17 protein-coding genes and 1 pseudogene are annotated in these 20,605 nt (G+C 34.8%); 11 read left to right on the forward strand and 7 right to left on the reverse strand.

The window, feature by feature from the left end; genetic code table 11:
- From AOG54_RS09800 to AOG54_RS01625, 7 genes and pseudogenes are all read left to right on the forward strand, one after another.
- A pseudogene (locus AOG54_RS09800) lies at window positions 1–290 on the forward strand (MFS transporter); the annotation flags it as partial.
- Between the two features lie 6 nt (window positions 291–296).
- Complete coding sequence (locus AOG54_RS01600) at window positions 297–734, forward strand: MarR family winged helix-turn-helix transcriptional regulator (protein WP_048101967.1); 438 nt, start codon at window positions 297–299, stop codon at window positions 732–734.
- Window positions 735–768: 34 nt separating this feature from the next.
- Entirely contained in the window at window positions 769–2,637 is a 1,869-nt protein-coding gene (gene tgtA, locus AOG54_RS01605) for a tRNA guanosine(15) transglycosylase TgtA (RefSeq protein ID WP_048101966.1), read from the forward strand.
- Window positions 2,638–2,761: 124 nt separating this feature from the next.
- On the forward strand, window positions 2,762–3,280 hold the full coding sequence (locus tag AOG54_RS01610) for a magnesium-dependent phosphatase-1 (RefSeq protein ID WP_048101965.1): 519 nt from the start codon (window positions 2,762–2,764) through the stop codon (window positions 3,278–3,280).
- Between the two features lie 209 nt (window positions 3,281–3,489).
- Window positions 3,490–4,812, forward strand: coding sequence for an MFS transporter (locus tag AOG54_RS01615; RefSeq protein WP_052656809.1), 1,323 nt, complete (start codon window positions 3,490–3,492; stop codon window positions 4,810–4,812).
- Between the two features lie 93 nt (window positions 4,813–4,905).
- Window positions 4,906–5,544 carry a hypothetical protein gene (locus tag AOG54_RS01620; RefSeq protein ID WP_048101964.1) on the forward strand — a complete coding sequence of 213 codons (639 nt, stop codon included), beginning with the start codon at window positions 4,906–4,908 and terminating at the stop codon, window positions 5,542–5,544.
- Window positions 5,531–6,418 (forward strand): hypothetical protein, encoded by an 888-nt coding sequence (locus AOG54_RS01625; protein WP_156150331.1) that lies wholly within the window; start codon window positions 5,531–5,533, stop codon window positions 6,416–6,418. Before AOG54_RS01620 ends, AOG54_RS01625 begins: the two co-directional genes overlap by 14 nt.
- Before the next feature lie 5 nt (window positions 6,419–6,423).
- Here AOG54_RS01625 and AOG54_RS01630 read toward each other — a convergent pair whose 3' ends face one another.
- The 4 genes from AOG54_RS01630 to AOG54_RS01645 all read right to left on the reverse strand — a co-directional run bounded on the left by AOG54_RS01630 (window position 6,424) and on the right by AOG54_RS01645 (window position 11,277).
- Window positions 6,424–7,827, reverse strand: a complete 1,404-nt coding sequence (locus tag AOG54_RS01630; protein WP_055032323.1) for an MFS transporter — start codon at window positions 7,825–7,827, stop codon at window positions 6,424–6,426.
- A 71-nt stretch (window positions 7,828–7,898) separates the two neighbouring features.
- Complete coding sequence (locus tag AOG54_RS01635) at window positions 7,899–8,783, reverse strand: DMT family transporter (RefSeq protein ID WP_048101961.1); 885 nt, start codon at window positions 8,781–8,783, stop codon at window positions 7,899–7,901.
- A 35-nt stretch (window positions 8,784–8,818) separates the two neighbouring features.
- Window positions 8,819–9,961, reverse strand: coding sequence for a geranylgeranyl reductase family protein (locus AOG54_RS01640; protein WP_048101960.1), 1,143 nt, complete (start codon window positions 9,959–9,961; stop codon window positions 8,819–8,821).
- A 50-nt stretch (window positions 9,962–10,011) separates the two neighbouring features.
- Window positions 10,012–11,277, reverse strand: a complete 1,266-nt coding sequence (locus tag AOG54_RS01645) for an MFS transporter (protein WP_048101959.1) — start codon at window positions 11,275–11,277, stop codon at window positions 10,012–10,014.
- 103 nt (window positions 11,278–11,380) lie between these two features.
- Between AOG54_RS01645 and AOG54_RS01650 the strand changes: the two genes are divergently transcribed.
- From AOG54_RS01650 to AOG54_RS01660, 3 genes are all read left to right on the forward strand, one after another.
- Window positions 11,381–13,339: a hydantoinase/oxoprolinase family protein gene (locus tag AOG54_RS01650; protein ID WP_048101958.1), complete on the forward strand. Its 1,959-nt coding sequence runs from the start codon at window positions 11,381–11,383 to the stop codon at window positions 13,337–13,339.
- On the forward strand, window positions 13,336–14,862 hold the full coding sequence (locus AOG54_RS01655; RefSeq protein ID WP_055032324.1) for a hydantoinase B/oxoprolinase family protein: 1,527 nt from the start codon (window positions 13,336–13,338) through the stop codon (window positions 14,860–14,862). The genes AOG54_RS01650 and AOG54_RS01655 overlap by 4 nt, the downstream gene beginning before the upstream one ends.
- Before the next feature lie 130 nt (window positions 14,863–14,992).
- Entirely contained in the window at window positions 14,993–15,622 is a 630-nt protein-coding gene (locus AOG54_RS01660) for a helix-turn-helix domain-containing protein (RefSeq protein ID WP_048101956.1), read from the forward strand.
- A 5-nt stretch (window positions 15,623–15,627) separates the two neighbouring features.
- Here the strand turns inward: AOG54_RS01660 and AOG54_RS01665 are convergent, their stop codons facing one another.
- Window positions 15,628–16,401: a hypothetical protein gene (locus tag AOG54_RS01665; protein WP_048101955.1), complete on the reverse strand. Its 774-nt coding sequence runs from the start codon at window positions 16,399–16,401 to the stop codon at window positions 15,628–15,630.
- A gap of 14 nt (window positions 16,402–16,415) precedes the next feature.
- Window positions 16,416–18,626, reverse strand: a complete 2,211-nt coding sequence (locus AOG54_RS01670; RefSeq protein ID WP_048101954.1) for a 4Fe-4S binding protein — start codon at window positions 18,624–18,626, stop codon at window positions 16,416–16,418.
- 88 nt (window positions 18,627–18,714) lie between these two features.
- Between AOG54_RS01670 and AOG54_RS01675 the strand changes: the two genes are divergently transcribed.
- Window positions 18,715–20,217: a hypothetical protein gene (locus AOG54_RS01675; RefSeq protein ID WP_048101953.1), complete on the forward strand. Its 1,503-nt coding sequence runs from the start codon at window positions 18,715–18,717 to the stop codon at window positions 20,215–20,217.
- A gap of 4 nt (window positions 20,218–20,221) precedes the next feature.
- Here AOG54_RS01675 and AOG54_RS01680 read toward each other — a convergent pair whose 3' ends face one another.
- Window positions 20,222–20,425 carry a hypothetical protein gene (locus AOG54_RS01680; RefSeq protein ID WP_048101952.1) on the reverse strand — a complete coding sequence of 68 codons (204 nt, stop codon included), beginning with the start codon at window positions 20,423–20,425 and terminating at the stop codon, window positions 20,222–20,224.
- Between the last annotated feature and the right edge of the window lie 180 nt (window positions 20,426–20,605).

The following is a 20,605-nucleotide window of genomic DNA, read 5'->3' on the forward strand; positions in this document are numbered from 1 at the left end:
TTGGTGCACTTCTTGGCATTAATCCTATAAAGGCCATATTAAGCATACTACCATCCAGTGTAGTTACATCAATAAGTCCAACAGCATTAAGTACAATAACCCAGCGCACATGGTTCCCCACCATATTTGCCCCAACATTCATGTCCTCCTTACATGTGGTATTCTATGTTGCCTTTGCAATAACACTTGTGGGTGCACTATTATCATTTATCAGGGATCCATTAACCAAAAAGTCAGGTTCATCTAAAAGAATATCAAATGAGGAGCAGGCTGTTAAATTAAAAAGGTGAGTAAAATTGGACGATACATTAGAAATCTGGGAATATCTGGATAAAATACTTGGATGTTATATAAAGAAAATCAAATTAAGGCTGGAAAAGGATGGTTTGACCATTACAGACTACAAAATAATTTACCTTCTTACCAAGGGTCAGCAGCCAATGAAAAATATCGCGGGAGAATTATCACTGGCAAATGGCTGGGTTACAGATATAGTGGATAGACTTGAGAGAAAAAATCTGCTTTTGAGAAAACACGACATGAATGACCGCAGAATAGTCAATGTGGAATTAACAAAAGAGGGCAGAAACTATTATGAGGAACTTGGATTATTCATTAAAAATATTATATCGGAATCTCTTAAAAACCTTAATAAGGATGAAATAGAAAACTTTAAACTAATACTAAATAAAATATCTGATGCAATCGGCACAGAACTTCTAAAAAGCAATTAGGCTAACATTATATATAAATTTACCATACGTTGACATGCATCTGCTTTACAGGGAAAATCTGGCAAGGATTGCAAAGTTCCATACAAAACATGGTGATATAGAAACACCAACAGTATTACCTGTTATTAATCCAAATCTAAATTTTTTATCAGAGAGTGAGCTAAGAAGCCTGGGTGCCCAGGCCGTAATAACAAACAGCTATATAATTAGGAGAACAGATTCGCTGAGGGAAAATGCTCTTAAATATGGTGTGCATAAATTAATAGGATTTAACGGCCCCATAATGACAGATTCAGGAACATTCCAGAGTTACGTTTATGGTGATATTGAATATACAAATAAGGAAATTGTTGATTTTCAGAAAAAGATAGGAAGCGATATAATAACCATACTTGATATATTTACCCGGCCAGAGGATAAATATGAAGAATCAAAACATGCTGTGGAGGAAACATACCGTAGATTACAGGAAATAGATATAGGTGATGATATTATAGCCGGTCCAATTCAGGGTTCAGTATATCCTGATTTAAGGAGTCTTTCAGCACAGTTAATGTCAAGGGCACCCTATCTGCCAATAGGTGGTGTTGTACCACTTCTGGAATCATACAGGTATGATGATCTGGTTAAAATTATTATAAATTCAAAAATAAATGCAGATTTTTCAAGGCCGGTTCATTTATTTGGAGGTGGACATCCAATGTTTTTCGCCTTTTCAGTAATGCTTGGGGTGGATCTCTTTGATTCAGCATCCTATATAAAATATGCCAAGGATAATAGAATATTGTATCATGAGGGTACAAGATCCTTAAAGGATCTCCTCGATTTTCCTGAATGGAGCCCATTATATGGGCGGTATAAACCACAGGAATTAATTCAGGAATCAGAGGAAATTAGACTAAAGGAACTGGCAAAGCATAATCTTAAGGCAATTTTTATGGAAATTAACGAAATTAAGGAGAGGATATACGAAAATACACTTTATCAGTATGTTGAGGAAATAGCACATGCACATCCGGCCCTTTACAGAGCTTATATTAACATTTTAAGTGAAAATACTCTAACTAAATTCCAGAGTATTTCATCCAAATCACCATTCTATTATTTTGATTCCAATTCGCTTGAAAACCCGTGGGTAAAAAGATTAAAAAATTACACATACAAATACATCTCAAACGGTAAAAAAACTATTTTAATCCCAAAAAAATTATGGAAACCCGGTATGCCCACGGGTCAAAAATTAATAGATTTTTATGAGCAAAACGATTTTAATATACTTGTTCCATGGAATGGCATATATATTCCTGTTGAACTTGAAAACACATTCCCTGTTGGGCAGATGGTTTCATCAGAATTAATATTCAATGACCTGAGGGATTCTTATATAAGGTATTTAAAATCAATAAATGACGAAGTAATACCGTATACAGATTATACCATAAAAGAAAAAATTAGGGATTTTGATCTGGAAAAAATCAATACTGTTTTTGACTACCAGTTCGGTGTTAAAAACTTTTTTAATAATAATGACCAGATTATTAAATCTAAGACCACCGGTCATATTAGAAACATAATAAGGAATTCAAAACTAATTGCAACAATGAGAAACGATGGGTTTTTTACATTAACTCCAGATGGAGGTATTTTTTTATTGGCAATGCTTGATTATCCATTATCACGGGTTGTTGTTACAGAAGACAGTGCAGAGTTTAACTCAAAGGGTTATAATGTGTTCTTCAAATTCATATTAGATTTTGATCATAATATAATTGCAGGAAATGATGTGCTTGTTGTAGATTCTTCGGACAGGCTCTGTGCCGTTGGTAAGGCAACAGTTTCAGGAACTGAAATGAAATATTATAAAGATGGCATAGCTGTAAAGGTACACAGGGGCATTAAGTGATTTTTAGTCATAAATCCCATTTTTCATTTTAAAAAAAATATTTATAATGCGTTATTGTTATTTTTGATATAAAATTTTAAATTTTGGTTAGATAAGTTTATTTAAAGATTATAATAAACCTATCATGGAAGGTAAACCATGGCTGCTGGCAATGGATCTGGACGGCACTGTTTGGGATAATTTAAACATATCTGGAATTAATCCACCCTATGAAAAAATAGATTCAGAGAAAATACGTGGGGAAAATACCGTGGTAACAATTTATAAAAGTGCTGTTGAATTTATGATCTGGTGTAAAAGGCATGGCGCCATAATAACCAGCCTTAGCTGGAATAAAAAGGAACATGCCATGGAGGCCCTGGAGAAATTTGGCATAATTGATTTATTCGATTATAATGCAACTGATTATACCCCGGACAAGGATAAAAGACTGCTTGACTTAATTAATATACTAAAAGCCAAGGGAATTAATATAACTCCTGATAGAATAGTTTACATAGACGATCGTGACATACACATGGATGCCATAAAAAAAAGTGTTGGTGATATCATATTTATAAATATATGGAAAACAGCAAAGAATTATGATGAGGCAAAGGACGTTATTAAAAAGAAAATTTTAGGATACGAGACCACAGCATAATGCAGAAATTTTAAAAATCAATATGGATATAAATTAAAATAGAACTGTCAATGAATAAGGAAGCCTCATTGTTTCAGCATGAGGTAGCTCACTGTGTTTGTTCGGCAACTTAATAAAATCTGGACAGCATACATTAAAACTCATGATATTTGTCATTTTTAAAAAAAAATTTTGAGAAAGCTTTTTATAACTTTTTTAACTTTTCCATAATGGAACAGGGAGCTGATAATATTGATGGTAATTTGCCCGGTCATTTTAAGGATGGAAATAATAAAATAAGTGGTGGAAAAGGCACCCCCGCCTTGGTGCTAATAGCACTTGCAATGGGGATGCTCGTTTATGGTGTTGCCGAAAGTTATGGCCCCGTTTCTGTAATAGGAGGAATTTTACCCTCAAAGTACTTTTATATTGGATTGGGTCTGCCATATATAGCCGGGGGTGTTGGGGCACTTCTCTCAGGGCGTTTGGCAGATAAAATAGGCAGGCGCGGGTCTTTTATGATCACGTCTGCAATGATTGTTATTGGTATAGCAATATTTGTCTTTTTATCAAACCTTGTTATTGCCCTTATAATATCATTTATTCTTGTTGGAATGGCCGCCATAGGACTTGAAACACCAATTTTATCAATGATTGTTGAATCCGTTCCTGCAAATGTTAGAGGAAAATCACTGGTTATTGTTCAGAACTTTGGGAATGTTGGGGTTGCATTAACCTTTATCCCCATCTTTCTTCATCTTTCAGATTCGATAAGCAGGCTTGCAATATCCATGCTTTTTATAGCCCCACTTATCGCACTTGGGCTTTCATGGTTCTATGTTAAGGAGAGCATTCCATGGAGTGCATTAAAATCAAACAGCGATGTTGAGGACGCATGGCAGATAGATAACGATGCAGAACCTGTAAATCCACATATTGGTCTGCCATTGCGCTTTCTTATACTCATTATAATAGGCATTGCACAGGATGTTGCATTTGTTTATTTTTCATATGGCGTTGGCTACAGCTATTTCTCATTGGGACTCGCAGATGATATACCGATAATTGGCGGATTTACAATGACGATAGTGGGTATAATCACAAGCCTTATCATTGTTGAAAAAATGAACAGGAAGACATTTACAATAATGTCCTATGGCCTACTGGTAGTTTTCTGGGGGGTTCTATGGTTATTTGAGGCATTAACACACAGCACATACGGATTGGTTCTTGTCGCATTAATGGTACTTTTATTCATTCCCGGTGAGATTACCTGGGCATCACGTGGAATGCTTGAGCCTGAAATATTTCCAACATATAAAAGGGGAACCTATGTTTCACTTGTTAGATTTACCGTATGGGTTGGTACAGGCATCATTATAATACTTTTAACATACACATCACTTCCATTTATCATTCCCGCATCCGCCGTCATGTTAATATTCTTGCTATCATTAACAATGACAGTAATATGGCAGAGAAAAGGCTTTGAAACAAAGGCCAGAAGCCTTTCTGGTCTGGACAGAAAAATAATGGATAACGTTAGAAAATAATTTTACTTTTAATATTTATTTAAAAAAGTCAGTTATAAAACACCGGTTATATGTAATAATTTATATAGCCCAATGTTATATTTTTACTGTTATATGGCTTTAAATATTGTTTACAATACAATAAACGATGCGAGATATAACGTTATAAACACTCTTAGTATTACCGTTAATTCTAATATATATAATGCAATGGGTCTCGATGGTGTTTTAAGCCCAATTGAATTATCAAGGACTTTTGGTTTTAACAGGATAACAGGAATTAGGCACAGTTTTGATAATGCTTACAAAACAATAGAAGGCATTGTTAACAAAAAACTTAAAAAAAAGTATGCAGGAAAATTATCAATATCTCTTTCAGAAGACTCTAACATGACCAATGCGCTTTCATACATGAAACAAGGAAGAATTGTGGCATTATTCATGGATTATTCAACGTTCAGCGGCAATGCAGATATACCTGATGGTATATTTTATTCTTTTCCGGCAGCCTTTATATCCGGTAGATTTATTGAAATCAATCCCGATATATCCGTTAATGATAAAATATTGGATATAAATTATTACAATGATAAATTCAAGAATGTTTTTAAGGCATATTCCGAAAATGAACTTCGGGAGATATTCATAAAATCAAGGAATAAAATGGTAGTTTATGTCAATATAAATTCAGATTCAGCCAGCCAGCTTAAATTGCTTACAGAGTATCAGGGTGATGCCTTTGAATACCGCTAGGTATTATTTTACACAAAAATACCAGATGTTACAAACAACCAAAGATAATTTAATATCACTTTTTAATAAATTTCTTCATGAAAACTATGGAGATTTTTTGTTTATTGATCCAGATTCCATAGAAACCCTTGGAAAGATAAATGCCTATGCAGATTTATTCCTGCCAGAGCATGTGCTCTCCATACATTTAATAAATAAAATTGGCCATGTATTTTATCTGGAGGCTGAAAATATTTATGGATATATCACAATAAAGGGTCCGGAGTTTAATTCAGCTCTCATGCAGATAAAATCAAAAATCGCTGAACTAAATAAGAGTTATATTTTAAAAATTATATCATATGCCGGGAATTATCTTGCAAAAATACCTGAAATAAGGATGGCCTACACACCCATGATGGAGATTTTTAGATCCCTGGATAATAATGGGAATGTAATACTGGACACATCAAGGCAGGCAGATACAAAAAGAATAAAATTTTTCTCCCTTATAAAACATAGTGGTATATTAAAATATGAAGAAAGGTATGATAAAATAATAATATACAAAAATGAGGACCCCGGTTTTAAAAATGACAGGGAAATGTTTGCCATGACATTTTCAGCCATTCCTGAAATTTTTGCAGCAAATGATTCTGTTAAACCCTATGTAAGAACAGCATACTCATATTATTATTTTTCAATAATACATGGAGATATGATCCCGCTTGATGCTGAAATTTTATTAAGGAATTATAGGCATCTATTTAATAGAAATATTGATGAACTAAAATTCAGGTCTTATATAGATTCATTAATAGACTGCGGAATATTTTTTTTGGAAGATGGTAAAATTAAAGGGAATATAGAAATATATAATAAAATAAAAAATTAAAAAATTTATTGCTTTGTGGTTATATACTGTGACTCTCTGGATACCTCCTCAATGGCCCTGCCCTTTGGTTCTGGAAGGCATAATACTGTTATTATGGTTGCTGCTATGGCAAATATGGCAAGTATTGTCATTAAAAGGGATAATCCACTGGCTATTATAAAGACATCAACAAAGGTTCCTATGAATGCCCCGGTTTTACCCCCGGCAGCAGAAATGCCAGATCCAAGCCCCCTTGTTGTAACCGGAAAAACCTCTGGTGGGTAAACAAAGGTTGTAACGTTTGGACCAAACATCATAAAGAAATAACTTATACCATATATCACAAGGAATTCATCAACGTGTGATACTGTATCCAGAACAGGGAACAGTGCCAAAATTCCGTAGGTAACTGCCAGCATCACAAAACCTATCACCTGTATTGGCTTTCTTCCTATTTTATCAAGAGTAAATGTTGCAAGCCAGTAACCCGGAAGTGCCGCCACCGTGAATATCAATGCAGAATATTCTGTGCTTCTTATAAGTCCCGCAAGTCCTGTCTGTGTTATAACGAATTTAAAGATATCATTTGACATAATTGAGTTCCCATAAAATGCCCAGTCCATTAAAAACCATGCACCTGCAGTTCCTATTAATGTTATTAAAAATTTTCTATCCTTAAATAATGTGTACCATGGTGCATTGACTTTTTCATGATCACCGGATACATTCACATCAAGGCCTGTATAGTTTTTGAGATTCTCCGCCGCTTTTTTAGCATCTCCCCTTGCAACCGTGTATCTTGGTGGCTCGGGCATTTTTCTTCTGTAATATATCACAAACATTGGTGGTACTGCCCCGACTATAAGGAGGATCTTCCATGCATATGCCAGCGGTATTACAGTTGCATTTAAAAGAAATGCAAGGGCAATCAGTGAGGAAACAACAAGGCCTATACTCTGCATTGATAAAATGCTTCCGACATATTTGCCCCTTGTTTTAATGTTTGAATACTCAGCCATGATAACAGAAGAAGTTGCATAGTCCCCACCTATGCCCACACCAAGGAGAAATCTCCATCCTATTAAAACTGCTGGATTTTTAAACGATAAAAGCGCACTGCCAATTGCCCCAATAACAAGAAGCACCAGCTCCAGACCATATACTGCCTTCCTGCCCAAATAATCCAGAAGCCTTCCAAATGTAAGTGCACCAACCACAGCAGCTATTAGAGAGGTTGATCCTATTAATGCCTTGTCTGTGGTTGTTAGGCTCCACCCAACCATTGGGAGTATTGCTATAACTGTTCCTATTATGAAGAGGTCATATGCATCCGTAAAAAATCCCATACCTGCTGTTAGAAATGTCTTTAAATGGAATTTTCCCGTTGCATTATCCAGGGCTTCATTTATATTTTTTATATCATTTCCCATAAAAATTTAATAATTGATATAGATATTAATATTATTCATATATTATATATAAGAATATATATGATATATAGTTAAATTGCATAGCTGTTTTTTCCCTCATAATACTTATTAATGGTTTCTATAAACATTGATATAACTATTATTAAACCTCCAGCAATAATATAATAAGTTGGTATTTCATTTAATATAAATATTGAGGAAATTACTGCAAAAACAGGCTCACCAACATAAATAATGCCCGCGGCGGTTGGTTCCACGTATCTCAGCGCCCTTGTATTAATAATTATGGCAAAAAGGCTTGCGAACAGTGCTGTGAATACTATTGTAAAGATGACCACGGGAACCTTAAGTCCGGAATAAATTCTTATATTTAACGGCATAAAAAATAATGACAGGATGCCGACCATCAATAACTGGTAAAATGAAAACACCATTGTGTCAAGATATTTTGTGTATTTATAAACGTAAACTGTTTGAATAGCATAAAATATGGCACATAAAAACGTTAGAAAATCGCCAAATGCATATTTCCCAGAAAAATTAAATGACGACATCATTATAAGGCCAATAAGCCCCATTATTGCTGAAAGCACATCAATTTTCTTTATCCTCATTTTTAAAAACAAAAATGAAATCAGTGGCAGAAGGACAACATAGAGTCCGGTAATGAGGCCAGACTGTGAGGATGTTGTATACTTTAACCCCACTGTCTGAAAATAATATGCTATAAATAACAGAACACCGGCGGTTATACCATAAACCACATTATGCCTTTCCTTTCTATTCTTATTTTTAAATATTAAGGGTAAAACGAGAGCAGCAGATAGCAGAAATCTAAATGCAAGCAGCATTCCTGGTGTTATATAATAAAGTGAGATCTTCATTATTGGAAATGTTACACCCCAGAAAAATACAACAAGAATTAAAAGCAATAAATATACCAGTTTTGAATTCATTTTTCCAGTAATACCCACATATTTAATTAATTTAATTATTTTCTAAAAATAAGGTATTTTAACAGCTGTGGTCTTTTAAAAATAACGGAAATCACCACCCTTGAGGGATAGTCAATATCACCCAGTGAGTTAATTTTATTAATAATATTTTCATTATTTATTGCATTATATATCTTGTTTAATAATCTATCATTTATGCTTAATCTGGAATAATAATCCTGTATTCTGGCATCCATCTTAAGCTCCCTTCCAATTTCCTTTTTCCAGAGTTTTTCATATAACGATAAAGATTTTTCTGAAAAATCCTCATGCTGAAAGCTCCTGTCTATTGCCTCGGCAGCATTTTTTGCAGATACTATGCCTGTATATATACCGCCACCAGATAATGGTTTTACAATACCTGCCGCATCTCCAACAAGAACTGATCTGTTCCCGTATGTTTTTTTAAGATATCTTATTGGTATTGGTCCTGCGTTTATGCCTATTATCTTATTATCTCCATAGGTTTTGTTTATATTCTTAAAATATTTTATGGCATTAACACGGTCAACCCCAACACCTATGCGGGTAATATCACCGGATGGTACTGCCCACCCAAAAAAACCCCTGCTGTTATGTGATCCTATGTAAACATTTACATCATCCTGATCTTCAAGCCTTGCTGCAGAATCAACCTGATATGTTGATATTATTTTTTCCGGGCGCTTCCTGTAAAGTATTTTTCTTACAGTGCTGTTAGCCCCATCAGCACCTGCAACAATCTGGGCCTTTGCATACATTATCTCTCCATTTTTTTTATACTTGACCTCGGCATACTCATTATTAATACTAACGTCCATAACCCTGGAATTTATACTTACATCTGCACCTGCAGATATGGCCATTGCGGACGCATCCTTGTCAAAATCATCCCTGTACATTACTATTGTTTCCTCAGTTTTCCTTACATGTATGTACTTTCCATTTGGAAAATATATATTTGCACCATGCACTGAATTAATCCTGGAATTCGATTTAATGTAATCAAAAACCCTTTTGGATACAAGGCCTGTGCATTCAACAGGTTTCCCTATCTCTTTATGTTCCTCAAGATTTAGAACATTATAGCCTTTTTTTGACAGACTGTATGATAAATAGGAACCCGCTGGACCCGAACCAACCACAATTACATCATGCACACCTGATTATAATTAATAATTATATATATTTAATTTAAAAAAGTAAAAATTTACGATTCAACCTCGTCTGTTACATCCATTGATAAATTCCTCGTCTCACCTGTTTTAATGACTGTACCAAGGGCTATTAGTATAAAAATTACGGTAAAAACAGGATATAGTACATAAGAAATGCCACCGAGATAATCAGAAACATAGGGTGCCGGACCTCCTATAAATGAATTTCCATACTGGTATGCTGCAGAATTACCAGAATACCTGACATCAGCAGGGAATATTTCTGATATCATTGCCCCCAAAGGTGAATAGCTTAGACCATGGGCCACCCCGAAGAGTGTTATAAAAATTATAAAATAATAATCTGATACAAGATATACTGATGGATATATTATTACCAGTGCAAGGATATTCGCAAATGCTATTATTATTTTTCTTCCCTTGGCATCTGAAATCATCCCGCCCATGAATACAAATATTATATCCGCAATGCCGAAAATAGCAGTACCTATTAATCCAAAGTATACCGGCATCTTATAAATTTCCTCCATAAGCACCGGCAGCAGTGCAATAGCAAAATAGAAGAAATTTCCGGAGGAACCTGCAAGAATTGTTCCTGTTAGAACACCCTTCCAGTGCCTTTTCATTAACACCTTAAACGGCGATTTTTGGATTTTTTTGGATTTTATTTCATTCTCAAAAACAGGTGTTTCTGATACCTTAAGCCTTATAAAAGCACCAATAATTAATATTACAAAACTAAATAAAAATGGAATCCTCCAGCCATAGGCTATCATTGCACTTGCCGGTAGATAATATGCCAGTGGAAAAAAAATAAAAACACCAATTAGCAGGCCAAGTCCAACAGTTGACTGCACAAAGGATGAATAGAATCCCCTCCTGGACTGGAAATTTTCCAGTGTTAAAAGCATGGCACCACCCCATTCACCACCAAGGCCAAATCCAAGTACCAGCCTTAGAATAACCAGGATAATTATGGCAGCCACTCCAATGCTGGCATAACCTGGTATTAAACCGGTAAGTCCTGTGGATATGCCAGATATCATCAATGTCAGTAAAAGCATTTTTTTTCTGCCTATTCTATCACCATAATGCCCAAATATATAGGCACCAACGGGCCTTGTTACGAATCCAAGCGCGAATGTTAAAAGTGTTAAAAGTATGGCCACCGATGATGTTACAAACGGATAAAAAACCTTGGATATATAATCCGCCCCTGAGGAAAAAATAAATATGCCATACCACTCTATTATCGTTCCAACCATTGATGCCAGAATTATATCCCTTGACCTTGACATAATTTATGAAAAATATCATATATTTAAATATTTATTTTATATTTCCGGATAAATGAATTAGTTTTTATAGGAAACTTAATAATAGTATGGTAATTTACAGTTTATGGTACTAGTTTCTGTGGACATAGGTGGAACCTTTACTGACATAGTTGTTATAGAAAATAAAAACGTTAGTTATTATAAGGTGCCAACAACACCAAAAAATCCAGAAATAGGAGTGTTAAACGGCCTTAAAAAATATTTAAATGGTAAAAAAATTGACGAGTTTCTTCATGCAACAACAATCGCAACAAACTCATTGCTTGGCCAGTATGGGCTTGAGCTTCCCAGGGTTGCCATTCTAACAACATATGGATTTAAGGATATAATAGAGATAGGAAGGCAGAACAGGCCTGAGTTATATAATTTAAACTTTCACAGACCAAGGATCCTTGTTCCAGAGAATTTACGATATGAGGTCCATGAGAGAACAGACGTAAATGGTCATATAATTGAATCTATAAATAATGATGAAATAGAAAATATAGAGAAAAAAATGCTGGAAAAGGGTGTAAAATCAGTTGCTGTTTGTTATTTACACTCGTACAAAAATGCAGATAATGAAATAAGAACCAAAAAAATTCTGGAAAACAAATTTAAAAACATATCAATTTCATACGATGTATCACCCGAACCGCGTGAATTTGAAAGGATGTCAACAACTGTTGTTAATGCCGCACTTTCACCTGTAACCTCGCAATATATAAAAAATCTGGAAAACTCCATTAGAGATTTTGGAAATTTTGATATTAAAATCATGTCAAATGCTGGTGGCCTTATTTTTAGCGACGAGGCATCTGAAAAGCCCGTAAATATAATTGAATCAGGTCCGGCCGCAGGTGTTATAGCCGCAGCAGAATTTGCCAAGATAATGGATATAAAAAATGTAATTGCATTTGATATGGGCGGCACAACGGCAAAGGCCGGCACGGTACTTAACGGGAATTTTGAGATTACATCTGAATATGAGGTTGGCGGTTCATCTCACCATGGAAGGATAATAAAGGGTTCAGGGTATCCTGTGAGGTTTCCATTCATTGACCTGTCAGAGGTTTCTGCCGGCGGTGGAACAATAATATGGAAGGATAGTGCAGGCGGTCTAAATATTGGTCCTAAAAGTGCAGGTTCTGACCCCGGTCCGGTATGTTATAACAGGGGTGGTAAATATCCAACCCTTACAGATTCAAATCTGGTTCTTGGCATTATCAGCGATACCATGTCCGGTTCTGATTTTAAGCTAAGAAAGGACCTCTCATTAAAGGCACTGTCAACTCTTGGAGACCCCTATGAAATTTCCGAAAATGCTGTTAAGCTTGCAATTCTTGAGATGGCCAGGGGCATCCGCCTTGTTACCGTTGAAAGGGGTCTTGACCCCTCAGCCTTCACCCTCTTTGGTTTCGGTGGTGCAGGCCCACAGTTTGCGGTTAAAATTGCTGAGGAAATTGGAATAAAAACAGTGGTCATACCCCCTGGCCCTGGTGTTTTCAGTGCCCTGGGATTAACATACTCAGATATGCGTTATGAGGCGCGTAAATCATATCCAGAAAATCTCGAATCAGATTTTAATGAGCTGAAAAATAAACTCCTCGGAAAACTTAAAAATCCTGAATTTCTAATGTATGCCGATTGCAGGTATTATGGTCAGGGTTCAGAATTAACTGTGCCGGTTAAAGAAATAAGTCGTGATAGGATCTTTGAGGATTTTGAAAATATACATTATAATACATTTGGATTCAGGCTTAATAAGCCTATTGAAATATTTACAATACGTGTTTTTGGCATTGAAAGGAGGGAAAAACCAGAAATAAAAATCGAAAAGAGCAATAAAAAAATATTTGTTAAAAGAAAGGCATATATAAATGGGGAATGGACAGAAATCAATGTGTATTCAAGAAGCAGCCTTATTGCCGGTGAAAATATTGCCGGACCCTGTGTTATAGAGGAGGATGGCAGCAGCACATTTATACCTGAAAATTGGAATGCCCATCTGGGTAAAAATAATGAAATAGTGGTGGTAAGATGAACTGGGAAATAATAGGTAAGGCAACGCAGTTTATTGCGGAGGAAATGGGGGTATCACTGAAAAGATCTGCACTATCGCCAAATATAAGGGAAAGAATGGATCATAGCTGTGCAGTTCTGGATAAAAATGGCAGAATTGTGGCGCAGGCAGAACACATACCGGTGCATCTTGGTTCGTTTAAGGTAGGCGCAAAAAATATAATAGATTATATGAATCAAAACGGTATAATTCTGGGAGAAAATGAAATGCTTGTAACCAACGATCCATATATTTCAGGGACACATCTAAATGATGTTACATTTATTGCACCTGTATATTACCGGAACGAACTTTTTTGTTATGTTATAAACAAGGCACATAACGTTGATGTTGGCGGCCCTGTATTTGGCAGTTTGAACCCGGAGGCAATAAATTTGTATCAGGAGGGCACCATAATACCACCTGTAAAGGCTTCCAGTGATGTCATAAAATTTATACTATCAAATTTCAAGGACCCTGATACTGCAGCAGGGGACCTTAATGCACAGATGGCCGCAAACAGAATGGGAATAAAAAGGATTAAGGAACTTCTGGATAGATATTCAGGAGATGATATAAATGCCTCATGGAACACATTAATAGATCATTCAAGAGAATTATCACTGCATGCAATGGCTGAATGGCCCCAGGGCACATATGAATCAGAGGATTTCCTTGAGAAAAATGATGGTTTAATAAAATTAAAACTAAAGCTTTCAGTAACAAAAAACGGCATTATAGCTGATTTTTCCGGCACGGATAATCAGATAAATTATCCCTTAAATGCTGTCCTTGGGGTAACATTTTCATCCGCTTCATTTTCAATCAGAAGTGCAATTAATCAGGACATTCCCACAAATGATGGTTTTTATTCAATAATAGACCTTAATGTTCCAGAAAAATCCCTGTTAAACCCAGAAAAACCGCATCCAGTTTCTGGTGGCAATGTGGAGACAACACAGCGTGTGGCAGATACAGTTTTACTTGCTTTATCTAAATTTTTAAAGGAAATACCTGCAGCATCATCAGGCACAATGATGAATATCATGCTTGGGGGTGAGAATAATGGCAAATACTGGTCATATTATGAAACAATTGGTGGAGGTAATGGTGGCAGGTATAATTCCAATGGTGAGTCCGGGGTGCACTCAAATATGACAAATACCCTTAACACGCCGATTGAAATAGCAGAAAAGGAATATCCAATGTTCTTCACAGCATATAAATTAAGACGTGGCAGCGGTGGAAATGGTTTGCATAAAGGTGGTGAGGGTATAATAAGGTCATTTTATGTTACAAATCAAACGTATATGTCTGTAATAGCTGATAGATTTATGGTTAAACCATGGGGTATACACGGTGGTTCCCCGGGCAAGACCGGATCACTTTATATAATATCATCAGGGAGAAAAAAAAGGATGCCGGCAAAATTCTCATCCGAATTAAATAAAAACGATGAGGTCATTATAGAGACCCCCGGGGGAGGCGGCTACGGTAAAATTTAAAAAAATATTGAAATATAATTTATTTCGTCATAAAATGTTCAAACATAAATTTTTATTTATTATATTTTAATTCATTGTTATAAATTATAATAAAATTTAATAATTATTAAGTATTTGTTAATAGAGAGCAATGGACGTCACATATATTTTTAAATATGACAGATGCTTTGCATCAAATTTAATACAGAACTATCATATTAAAATGAGGTTAATTAGCAGGAGCTGGGACACTGATCAGCTCATGGAAACGGTATCAATATATTCAGAATCACCGGAAATAATAAATAAAACAGCAGATTTTTTAAAAAATTACAATGATTTTGAGCACATAGATATACTGGACAGGACAAAAAATACTGTAACATTCAGGGTAACTGTAACCGCCTCATGCCCCATTATTGATGTCCTAAAATCATCGCTTGTAAAAAATAAGAAAAATCCGCTTATAGAAAGAATAGACTATAAGGGCAACACTCACTGGAAGGTTGAGGTGGATAACTGTGCCAAGGTTGACAAAATTGCGGAAATACTAAGGGAGAAATATAAAATAGAGGACGTTGATGTAAAAATACACAGGGGTAGAAAATCAGATACAAAAAGCCTCTATGTACTAAAGCAGGCATATGAAATGGGATACTTCGATGTTCCCAAAAGAATCGGCCTTGATAAGCTTTCAGAGGAACTCCACATACCACAGACAACACTTAATTTGATGCTAAGAAGGTCTTTAAGGCAGTTAATAAATGAAAATTTAAAATAATTTTTTTAAAATAGTGTTAGCTGAAATATTATTGACATTAGAATAAATATTGTAAATAGCTGATGAATGGGTACAATTGCTCCGGGTCTTGATGCTGATTTGTTCACAGAGACAAATACAATAATTCCCACTATAATCTGTACTGCTATTATAATTAACGCGATGCTGTACCTGTAATAAAAGAATGAAAGCGAAAACAGGAAAAGTAACACGGCAATACCATGAATGCTCCATATCCACTGTGATTTGGTTTTTGGAAATCTGAAATAGCCTATGGGTCTCTGATATCCACGCTGGCCGGTTGTCATCCCGCCCATGAATATAACAAAGAAGAAGAAGTATAAGGGTATGTTATGCTCAATTAACTGAAGTTCATTGCCATAAAGGCCTGTAACTATTAATAGGTATGTAATTCCAGTGGAATATGCAAGTATGTCATGAAGGCCCTGAACCAATGCCGGTGCCTTACCTGCAAGGGTGTAAAGTGTTGCCATACCAAGCAGTGCTGTTATAATTACCAGTATTAATCCTGTTATTTCCAGTGCCCTTGGAACAAGTATAACCATAATAACCGCATTTATTCCGAGCAGTGTGGCCAGTATCCTGTGCCACACCTCAGGATCACCGGCCTTGGCCTTAACCGGCATATCCCTTGTATATGGCCAGTTGGTTCCAAGTGATAAACCATAACCATAGCCCTCCACAGTACCTCCAACAATTACTATTCCAAAGGCAAGTATTACCTGAAATATAAAATAATAATATAATATTTCATTCATTTTAACACCCTAATTTATTTTTTTGTTATAATGTTTTGCTGTTTCATCTCACTCATGGCACCTGAGCTGCTTTCATGTTTATTTGCAATTTTCAGTTTTTCCCTTACAAAATTCCTGACATCATAAAAATATATGTTATTGTATGGGCATGCCCTGATGCAGTCACCTGCACCAACACATTTTACACTTTTAAAATATCCCTTTTCAATAAAATCATCTGGCATTGTTGACAGGCCCACCTCGCATGAGCTTGCACAGTCCCTTGTTGTGCAGTTCTTGCAAATATTTTTATCTTTTACCTTAAGCTTAAAAAATCCAAGAACGCTAAATACACCCGCAAGTGTTCCTGTGGAGCACCAGCCATATTTTCTGCACGGACTCATGCCGGTGAATGGTATGGATATAAAGAATATGTACCATAGTATATCCCACATAAAATAGGAATAAAATACTGAGGGGTCTATTCCATAAATGCTAAAAAACAATCTTCCAGTACTTGTGTAATAGTATGAAAACAATGACGCAAGTATTGCCAGAATCCATGACATGGAGGCTATTGATAGAACAGTATTGCTGAAGTATTTACCAGACTCCTTTTTACTTAATTTTGATTCATAATTATACTTAACCATGGCCTGTCCAAGTGAACCACCATACATTACTGCTGCAGGGCATAGTGTCGAACAGTATGATCTTCTCCCAAAGAGAAGTGCCAGAAAGGCATAAAGCACATATGATCCAATTAATGGTAAAACAAGATAGGGATATAGTGCAGCCTCGTAACCTGTGCTTAACCATAATGGTAATTTATTGTACCATATCGGATTTAAAAAGTTTGGCCCGGCAACTGTGTATATTGCAAACGCAGTAAGGGCAAATGCAAGGTTGATCTTTTTTCCCCGGTCTGCAAGTTTCCTAATTCTGGATATAACAAGTGCCCCCATTTCAAGACCCATAATTATTAAAAATGGTGGAGATTCAGTTATATAACCAATAATATAAAAAATTTCAATAAATATTGATACTGGTGTGAATTTATAAACGCCTCCCGCCATATCATATAATACAAGAAAGTTGGAAACGCCAGTTGTGGCAGGCACAAACGGTGATATAAATTCCCTTAATACTATGTGTACATAAACGCTGGTAACAGAAACACCACTATATACCGGCACGGTATCTATGAATCTGTAAAATGGAACATAATCATATGTGGCAAAATCCATTGATGCGGCCATCAAAAATTCTATTATAAATGATGAAAGAAGCACAAAGAATATTAAATTTCTGGGTTTGGCAGCCCTAACCTTTCTTGGAATTTTTTCCTTATTTTCAGGCAGTGCCTTATTAATATTTTCAAGGAACATGCTGTGATAATAATACCACATTCCAAATATTATACCCATGGCATAAAATATCCATACCAGCCCAAAGGGTTTTAACATTATTGTTCCCAAAAATGTTCCTATGCCCATAAAAAGGTAATCAATAAAAATCATTTTTATATGGTATGCATCTTTTTTTGGCATTAGAAGCCTGTGCGATGCAATATACTCAAGAAAAATTACCATAAATATTATCATTATGGCCATTTCCAGAACACCGCCAATAAAAACAAAATCGTTATTACCAAGTATGGTGGGGGAAACTAAATCCATGGTGAATATTGATATTGCCGCATATTTGTGCATACCCTTGGGCTTGTAAACAAAATAAAGCACTGCCATTTCAACAGTCATTGGGACCAGAAAATATATTGTGTTAATTCCATAGCTTAACGCATAAACAAATGAAAGAGAATAAAATATATGGTAATAATCAAAATGTATTATTATTGGATTAAACAGGTAATACAGAAAAATACCCATAGAAACCTCATTCCATATAATTAGACCTGTAAAGGAAACGCCAATGGCCCTTGTAAGCCCCTTTCTGGATAATCCCCCATGGATAACACCTATAAATGTGGCAACAAGCGGCTGGGTCATTAATGCCATGCCTATAACGAAGGCGGTGGCAGTGTTCAATAAGCTTCTTGTGGTTGTTATATAAAAGGTTAATGCGTTGAGCATGCTGGCCATCATTGCGGTAAATATGCCTATTGAGGCCAGTTTTAAAAATGATATTGTAAATTTATTTTTTAATACATACGCAAATACAGCTGACACATAGGCAACCATAACCACAATGGTTATGATTCCCAATGTAAATGTCAGGGAATTCATATATCAAAGATTTAAAGATGATATTATTAATTATTTATAGAATAGTTTCTATAAATAAGTTTATTGAAAATTATACATATGTGATTTTATGAAGAGGGAGGTAGTCGAGAGTCTATTGATTTCAATTTTTACAGCTTATCTTTTCTTTTATTCATTTTATACCAATGTTTTTGTAATTTTCAGTAATATATATTACCCATCAATCTATCAGTTTTTATTTTTTATAATTCCTTACGTGGCCCTGCCATTACTGGTATTTTTTAGAAAGAATTCTATTATTGATAGAATTTATTTATATTTTTTATTTATTGGCCTTGTAACATTCATTGTGCTACTGGCGACTTATATTGTATATATAATGTATGAAATAATAATATTCCTTATAATAGCATTTTACGCTGATATTATTGAAGAATTATATTTTAATAAAAAAAGAAGTTTATTTTACCGTGGTGCCGGATTTATATCCATTTTAATCGCAATGCTATTCATATCAAAGTTTCTTGTTATATCAACACCAGTGGAACCAACAAAAATAGTTGTTGATTCAATATATGCAGATTTTCCAATTGAAAAAGTACCATACTTCTTTTATTATGGAATTATAATGAGAATAAATTATCTTTATTTCACCACTTCAATTCAATCAATAGTTCTTTATATTATACTTGCCGCGCTGCTTACTGAAAATTATTACATGATATTTAAAATAGTTAGAAACAACTCCGTTGCAAAAAACATGATAAGCCCAACATTAACCGGCGGTATATCTGCATTAAGCTGCCAGTGTGAGGGGTTAACAGCAACCTTACCAACAATAGCGGCTGCACTAGCCACAGCAGTTAGCACCACACTACTAAGTGAAAGCATTGTCCTGCTTTTATTGAGTAATTTTATGCTTACAGTATTTCTAAACAGGAAAACTCAGATAAAAATTGTATCACAGATAAAAAATATCAGGAATAGCAATATATTTCCAGTTATGGCAATATTTTTTATATTAATTACTCCAATTGCTGAAATTTTTGGAATTTATTTTAAACTGGAATTATTATCATTAATATTCTTCTTCGGAATAAACATACTTATGTTTGTTGCCGGTATATTTTTTATGTATGTCCTAACAAAAATAGGTGTCCAGCCCAGAATACAAAGTAAATATCTAATAATTTCACTAATAATTTTTTCAAGCATAATTATGTTTATCTGGTTTATACCGTATTTTACAGCCCTGGCATATACATATTATAATATATTCCTCTTAATGAACCTTATGGCATTTGTCTCAGGTTTCATAGTTTACCTTATCTATTCAAATATTGATACATTAAAGCGTGCATATGTTGAATACAATGCAATGATGTTCAGCATGACTGCCCTAATAATTTTTTACATTGCATTAATAGAAAATACCACTTTATACCCATTATATGGAATAGAGCAACAAATTATATTTTCAGCAATTTTATGGGCAACGGCATTGCCTTTTATGTGGTTAAGCACAATAGATACACTTTACCAGTATTCTGTACCAAAAAACTATTACCTAAAAAATTCCAAGAAAAAATCAAAAAACTTTTCAGAAGATTAAAAAATCATTTAAATTTTATCCTGTCATTTAGTCCATACTCAGAAAATCCTATGGCTGTAAATGCAAGGCCTATAATGAACAGTCCGGCACCCACTATTTCCACATATAATGGATATGGTACAGTATTCAGATAACCCTGGATGAAGGTACCAAAGCCGGCTATTATTAGCAATATTCCGGTCATCAACAATGTTATTGTTCTTACCATTTTTATCCCCAATACTAAAATTTTTTTTGCTATATAAATTTAATCCAGATTATAAATTAAAGATGATACATTTGTGATAAATATATTTGATTAACGCAAATATATTTATGAATTAGAATAAATAAAGTCCAAATAATTTATTTTATTACTTATTACTTACTTTTTATATGAAAAAAAGAT

The sequence above is a fragment of the Acidiplasma aeolicum genome, assembly GCF_001402945.1.
GTDB classification, from domain to species: Archaea; Thermoplasmatota; Thermoplasmata; order Thermoplasmatales; family Thermoplasmataceae; genus Acidiplasma; species Acidiplasma aeolicum.

Coding starts and splice junctions, on each gene's coding strand:
- tgtA (WP_048101966.1), top strand. CDS start 769: ATGCATCTGCTTTACAGGGAAAATCTGGCAAGGATTGCAAAGTTCCAT.
- AOG54_RS01610 (WP_048101965.1), top strand. CDS start 2,762: ATGGAAGGTAAACCATGGCTGCTGGCAATGGATCTGGACGGCACTGTT.
- AOG54_RS01615 (WP_052656809.1), top strand. CDS start 3,490: ATGGAACAGGGAGCTGATAATATTGATGGTAATTTGCCCGGTCATTTT.
- AOG54_RS01620 (WP_048101964.1), top strand. CDS start 4,906: ATGGCTTTAAATATTGTTTACAATACAATAAACGATGCGAGATATAAC.
- AOG54_RS01630 (WP_055032323.1), bottom strand. CDS start 7,827: ATGGGAAATGATATAAAAAATATAAATGAAGCCCTGGATAATGCAACG.
- AOG54_RS01635 (WP_048101961.1), bottom strand. CDS start 8,783: ATGAATTCAAAACTGGTATATTTATTGCTTTTAATTCTTGTTGTATTT.
- AOG54_RS01645 (WP_048101959.1), bottom strand. CDS start 11,277: ATGTCAAGGTCAAGGGATATAATTCTGGCATCAATGGTTGGAACGATA.
- AOG54_RS01650 (WP_048101958.1), top strand. CDS start 11,381: ATGGTACTAGTTTCTGTGGACATAGGTGGAACCTTTACTGACATAGTT.
- AOG54_RS01655 (WP_055032324.1), top strand. CDS start 13,336: ATGAACTGGGAAATAATAGGTAAGGCAACGCAGTTTATTGCGGAGGAA.
- AOG54_RS01660 (WP_048101956.1), top strand. CDS start 14,993: ATGGACGTCACATATATTTTTAAATATGACAGATGCTTTGCATCAAAT.
- AOG54_RS01665 (WP_048101955.1), bottom strand. CDS start 16,401: ATGAATGAAATATTATATTATTATTTTATATTTCAGGTAATACTTGCC.
- AOG54_RS01670 (WP_048101954.1), bottom strand. CDS start 18,626: ATGAATTCCCTGACATTTACATTGGGAATCATAACCATTGTGGTTATG.
- AOG54_RS01675 (WP_048101953.1), top strand. CDS start 18,715: ATGAAGAGGGAGGTAGTCGAGAGTCTATTGATTTCAATTTTTACAGCT.
- AOG54_RS01680 (WP_048101952.1), bottom strand. CDS start 20,425: ATGGTAAGAACAATAACATTGTTGATGACCGGAATATTGCTAATAATA.